The 5,915-nt window shown below is 68.8% G+C and carries 5 protein-coding genes; 4 read left to right on the top strand and 1 reads right to left on the bottom strand.

Going from position 1 to position 5,915, the window contains the following annotated elements; translation table 11 throughout:
* Positions 1-626 (top strand): FGGY-family carbohydrate kinase (locus tag IEY88_RS43795; RefSeq protein WP_268241305.1); only part of this gene is annotated, 626 nt, incomplete at its 5' end.
* A gap of 4 nt (positions 627-630) precedes the next feature.
* A complete protein-coding gene (locus IEY88_RS43790; RefSeq protein ID WP_189160797.1) occupies positions 631-786 on the top strand; it encodes a hypothetical protein in 156 nt (51 codons plus the stop codon).
* A gap of 139 nt (positions 787-925) precedes the next feature.
* Here the strand turns inward: IEY88_RS43790 and IEY88_RS43785 are convergent, their stop codons facing one another.
* Positions 926-4,135 (bottom strand): DUF2961 domain-containing protein, encoded by a 3,210-nt coding sequence (locus IEY88_RS43785; protein WP_189160796.1) that lies wholly within the window; start codon positions 4,133-4,135, stop codon positions 926-928.
* Positions 4,136-4,251: 116 nt separating this feature from the next.
* On the opposite strand from IEY88_RS43785, the gene IEY88_RS43780 reads away from it, so the two are divergent.
* Both IEY88_RS43780 and IEY88_RS43775 read left to right on the top strand, forming a co-directional pair.
* Entirely contained in the window at positions 4,252-5,412 is a 1,161-nt protein-coding gene (locus IEY88_RS43780) for an AfsR/SARP family transcriptional regulator (protein WP_189160795.1), read from the top strand.
* Positions 5,390-5,887 (top strand): tetratricopeptide repeat protein, encoded by a 498-nt coding sequence (locus IEY88_RS43775; RefSeq protein ID WP_189160794.1) that lies wholly within the window; start codon positions 5,390-5,392, stop codon positions 5,885-5,887. Before IEY88_RS43780 ends, IEY88_RS43775 begins: the two co-directional genes overlap by 23 nt.
* Positions 5,888-5,915 lie beyond the last annotated feature (28 nt).

Here is a 5,915-nt window from a genome sequence, read left to right as displayed (position 1 = left end):
GGGGAAATCCGGGTTCCTTCACCCTCGCCGCCGGTATGGCGACCTCGGGTGCGGTCACCGACTGGCTGCGCGGGCTGGTGGGCGGCGACTTCACCGAGCTCGCGAGGGTCGCCACCGAGGTGTCGGCGGGCGCGCGCGGGCTGCTCCTGCTGCCATATTTCGCGGGTGAACGGACACCGCTGTTCGACCCGCGAGCACGCGGCGTGCTGGCTGGTCTGACCACCGGGCGCGGTAGCGCGGAACTCTACCGCGCGGTTTTGGAGGCGACGGCGTATGGCGTCCGGTACAACCTGGAGGCCATGCGGGCCGCGGGCGGGACAGGCCGACGCATGGTGGCTGTCGGGGGCGGCACTCGTGGGGGACTGTGGCCGCAGATCGTCTCGGACGTCATCGGCGCGGTTCAGGACATGCCCGCTGAAACCGTCGGCGCCTGCCTCGGTGATGCGATGCTCGCCGCCGAGGCGATCAGCATCCCGATCGTTCAGGAGGCCTGGAACCCGGTCGTATCGACTGTTCAGCCCGCCGAGAGCCACAGTGAGCGCTACGAACGGTACTACCGGCGGTACCGCGATTTGTACGAGGTGACGGCCGGAGTTACCCATTTCCTCGCTGCCGAGCAGGAGTAGCGACATGCCGGACCGCATCGAAGCTGAGACGGATCGACTGACGTCGACCTGCGAGAACGCCGTGCCGTCGGTGGTTCCGCTGCGCGCCGACCGCGACGTGTGGTCGCAGGACAGCAGTGGGTTCGAGCATCTGGACGCGGCGGTCGGCATCGCTCACTGACCACCTCTGGTCGCCGAACCCTGGGCCTGGAAGGAAACACCTGGCTCCAAGTCGACGACGTCCCGGTGCGCCGTAAATTGGACTGAGGTTCGCGTAGGGGTCGGCACTTCGCGGCGCCGGCCCCCACACTAAGGTGCGCTTACAACACGAGGCTTGGCTGCGGCAGCGACTGCCCGAAGGCGAAGCTGTCGTGCCACTTGCCGCCAATCTGGACGAACCGCGTTCCATCTGACAGTGACACGAATACGTCACCGGTGGTGCTCTGGGTGAACGTGACCACGTCGCCGCGGCCGTCACCGTCGGCGTCGGCCAGAGCAGGGGTCTCGGTGCCGATGGCGAAGTGGTCGTGCCACTTCACACCCGCCCGGAACGACGTGCCCGACGACAGCGCAGCGTACACGTCACCGGTGATGCCCCTGGTGAACGTGACGATGTCGTCGCGACCGTCACCGTCCACATCTGACACTCCGGGCACCTCTCCGCCGATGGCGAAGTGGTCGTGCCACTTCCAACCGTCCTGGACGAACCGCGTGCCGTTGGACAGGGACACGAACACATCCGCGGCCGTGCCTCCGGTGAACGTGATGATGTCGTCGCGTCCGTCGCCGTCGACATCGCCCACCCGCGGGGTTTCGGTGCCGGTGGCGAAGTGGTCGTGCCACTTCACGCCCGCACGAAAGCCGGAGCCGGTGGACAGAGCCACGTACACGTCGCCCGCAGCGCCTCGGGTGAAGGTGATGATGTCCGCGCGTCCGTCACCGTCCACGTCACCCACCGCGGGCACCTCGCCGGTCGGCGCGAAATGGTCATGCCATTTCACGCCCGCACCGAAGCCGGAGCCGGTGGATAAGGCCACGTACACATCCGCGGACGCGTCGTTGACGAAGGTGACGATGTCGTCGCGCCCGTCCCCGTTCACGTCAGCGGTCAGCGGGATCTCCTGACCAGGAGCGAAGTGCTCGTGCCATTTACCGGCGGCGGGCGCGAACCGGGTGCCGTCCGACGCGGACACCAGCACATCCGCGCTCGTCTGCCGGGTGAACTCGAGAATGTCATCCTTGCCGTCGCCGGTGACGTCCGACGCCGTGGGCGCAACCGTGCGCCCTGACACCACCGCCGACGACGACGGGCCGACGTTGCCGGCCGCGTCGACCGCGAGCACTCGATAGTGCCTGGTCTCACCAGCCCGCAGCGGTCCATGCCGGAACACCGTCCCAGTTACCGTGCCCAGCAGGTTCTGCGTTGTCGCTGGCACGTCCGCGGTGGGTGCGCCGTACACCCGGTACCCCGCGATGGCGACGTTGTCGCCCGACGGCGACCACGAGATGGTGAGGGCGTGCTCCCGGCTGCCGACAACGCCGACGCCACCGGGAGCGCTCGGAGCCAGGGTGTCGGTGAAGGGTGCGACGACGCTCGTCGCCGAGTAGGCCGCGGCGGACCAAGCAGGGCTGCCGGCCACCGGTTCCAGTGTCACCGTGATCGTGGATCGACCGGCGGTCACCAAGGCGGGCAGCGTGAACGCGTCGTCCAGCCACCGTTGCTGGCCGTTGCCCATCGGCCGGTGCCAGGTGCCGATCGCTGTACCGTCCACCAGCACCCGCGCCGACTGCCCGGCAGTGGCCTGGTCGGCGGTGCGACGTAGCACCACACCGCGGTTGCCGGGCACGAGGGTCATCCGGAATTCGATCCGCGCGGTGGTCGCCCGCACCTGGTCCCGCATCACCTCGTGGTCGGCGTCGCCTTCGTAGACCGAGTCCACCACGTACGTGGACGCAGCGCCATCGGTGTAGCTGTGCGCCGAGCGGCTCGCCGCGTCACCAAGGTCGAGCGTGTCGGTGTGCAGCGTTGTCATCGACGGCTGCGTATATAGGAACGCGGTGCTGCCGTAGGTGCCCGGCGCGTCGTTCTGCGCGCCGTGCTCGATGCCGAAGCGCAGCAAGCTGGTGTAGGGCACGGCGTCGTTGATCATCAGCCGGTACGTCGAGTCGCACTCGATCGCGCAGCCGCTTTGCCGCAGCTCGTGTTTGGTGTTGCCAGTGAACGGCGCGCTGAACGCGCCCCGGTTGAAGTACCAGCCCGCTTCGTAGAAGTCCTCGGTGCCGGTGCCGTACATCATTGGCGACGCCATGCTTTCGACGTAAACCCGCTCGTCGCCCTCCAGATAGCCGCGGGTGTTGCCGTCCGGGATGCCGCCCTCCATCGTGTGCGACACGCCAACGAACTTGCCGCGACCCGCGATGTCGGCGAACATCCAGTCCTGCCCCTCCACGACCGGCCCTCGCCTGCTGATCGCGGTGAAGTGCCCCGCCGGACCGTTCGCGTCCAGCTCCGAACTCCACCGCGACTCCGGAGCGGTGGTCACCTCGAACTCGACGGGCGCGACGGTTGTGCCGGCGCGGTTGACGAGCGTGATCCGGGCGTCCTGGCGGTAGGGCATCGGCCACCACGCCGAATACGAGCCCGTCGACTCAGTTTGCATGGCGAACATCAACGACCGCACCGGCGCCTGACCCAGGCCCGAGCCGAAGAATTGGCCTATCGGCGCGTCCACTGTGCCGCGCCCGTCGAACGTCATTCTCAGCCGCAGGCCCGCCAGCACCGCGTCGGACCGCTGCGCGCCGGGCAGCCGCAGCCGCAGGCTCGTCACCGTGCCCGGACCGGTGAACCGGCCGATCTCCACCTCACTGCCGGCGCCCGAGACAACGCTGCCTTGCCGGGTGGTCGCGCCGGGCAGTGTGGGCTTGGGGTCGCGAGTGCCCGACGCGCGCAGCAAGGCGAGCACGTCCTCGGCGCGGTCGGCGGGGTCGAACGTGCGCACCCCGGTCGCGTCCGGGAAGTGCCGGTAGCCGACGTGGTGAAACAGCGGGTTCTGCTCGACGGTGACCCGCATCGACGTCCGGTAGGGCATCGGGACCTTGACGTAGACGCCACCTGAGGCCTGATCGGCATTGGCGACCAGCGGATGTGCGAACGGCGCGCCCAGCGCACCGTTGACCACGTCCTGCAGAGGTGCCGAGACCACCGCCCGGCCGTCGAGTTCGATCGTGATCCGCCCGGTCCTGGTGACGTCGCCGTTGTCACGGGTGAACCAGATCGAGGTGATCTCGCCTGCGCCGGAGTCCTCCGCGATCACACACCCCGACTCGGACTCCCGCAGGCACGAGTCGGTGCCGTCGAACCCGTCGTTGTTGCTGCCGTCCCTGGCGTAACTGGAGGACTGCCGGTTTTCCACGCCGGGTGGGCTCAGGTAAGGCAGATCACCGAGCCTGCGCAGGCTGTCCCAGCCGATCAGGCCGTTGCCCGTCGGCACTGCGGCCGCGGCCGGTCCGGTAGGCGCCAAGGTCGCCACGACCAGCACTGTCGACAGCAGAACACTTCGCCAGACTCTGGCGACACGCTTCATCCACATACCGACATGGTGCGGGCCAGCCCTTCAGCTTTTCTGCACGGCGCTACGCTGCGATCGTGACCGGCGACGACGACATCCGGATCCGCCTGCTCGGGACCGTCGAGGTGCGGACGGATAGGGGGTGGATCACTCCGCCCGGACGCAAGGTCCGCATCCTGCTCTCCGTGCTCGCCGAACGGGCGGGTCTGCCGGTGCCGGTCGAGCGGATCATCGATGCCCTGTGGAGCGACGCCCCGCCGGAACGCGCACGCGGGCTGGTGCACACTTACGTGTCGAACTTGCGCGCACTGGTCGCCCCGATGAGGGTTCCGCACGTCGGAGATGGCTACGTGCTGGAGGTCGAGCGCTCGGCGGTGGATTGTCACGTCTTCGCCTCACTGGTGGAGTCCGGGCTGGCCGCGATCCGCATCGGCCACGTCGCCGACGGGGTGGCGGAGTTGAGGGCTGCCGAGGCGCAATGGCGTGGGCCTGCGCTCGCCGGGGCGGACGGGGGATGGGTCGAGCGCTGGCGGACCAGACTGCACGAGGCCCGTCTGGAGGCGATCGAGAGCCGCGTCGAGGCGACGGTCGACAGCGCGCCGGCAGTCGCCGAGCTGCGCGCGCTGATCGACGAACACCCGCTGCGGGAGTCGTTGCGCGCGTTGCTCGTGCGGACACTGCACCGGGAAGGTAGAACCGACGCGGCGCTGGCGGCGTTCGCCGACGGACGTGCCGTGCTGGTGCGTGAGCTGGCGGCGGAGCCGGGCACCGCGTTGCGCGCGGCACGAGATCTCGTCGTCTCCAGCGCGGCGACACACAACCCGACCGATGCTGAACACATGCTCGACCTCGGTGACCGGTGCTATCGCGAAGATCGCTTTGCCGAAGCGAGCGTCCATTACAGCTTGGCGGTCGACCGGTATGGGGAAGCGGGCGACCAGATCGGCGCGGCTCAAGCCCGGCTGACTCTCGGTGTGGTGCAACGGGAGTGGGGCTTGTTCGACGCTTCTCTGAGCAACCTGTCGTCGGCCGTTGCGGTGCTCCGTACCGCCGACGACGGGCGACTGCTCGCTCAGGCCGCGCGATCACGGGGCATGGTCCACGCCGAACGAGGGCGGTTCGATGAGGCGATGGACGGCTACCGGGAAGGCAGTGCGAGCCGCCCGGACCGCCGGTGCGACGGCACAGGAGGCGCTGGCCATGCGGTCGATCGGGGTGCTGCACCGCGCGGTCGGTGAGTACGACCGCGCGATCGCCGTGTGCGGGCAGGCGCACGAGCTGTTCGTCGCGACCGGCGACAGGCTGATGCTCGCGTACTCCGCGCAGGCCATCGCCAAGACATTGGTCCGGCTCGGTAGGCACGATGAGGCGGCGTCGCTGCTGGGACCGTGCCTGGACACCTGTGCCGAAGCCGGTGACCGTTTCGGCGGTGCGTTGGTCACGCGCACGATTGGCGAGCTGCAACTGGCGCGTGGTGACATCGACGACGCGGTCCGCAGCCTCGATGAGGTCGTGCGCCGGTGGGACGAGCTGGATCTGCCGCTGTGGCGGGCGCGGACTCAGCGCGATCTCGCGGCGGCTTTGCGGGCGTGTGGAGATGGCAAAGCCGCGACGCTGATGGGCGCTGCGGCTCTGCGCGTGTTCCGGCGGTACGGCAGCCGTGAGGCGGGGGAAACCGCTCTCTCGGTGCCCAGTCGTACGTTTAGAGGGTGACTTCGTTGTTGAGGCCGAAGTGTTCGTG

This window comes from Lentzea pudingi (assembly GCF_014646255.1).
GTDB classification, from domain to species: domain Bacteria; phylum Actinomycetota; class Actinomycetes; order Mycobacteriales; family Pseudonocardiaceae; genus Lentzea; species Lentzea pudingi.
This window is presented reverse-complemented; position numbering and strand designations above follow the sequence as displayed.

Excerpts from the sequence above, each read along its gene's own strand:
- IEY88_RS43790 (WP_189160797.1), top strand. The coding sequence starts at position 631 with ATGCCGGACCGCATCGAAGCTGAGACGGATCGACTGACGTCGACCTGC.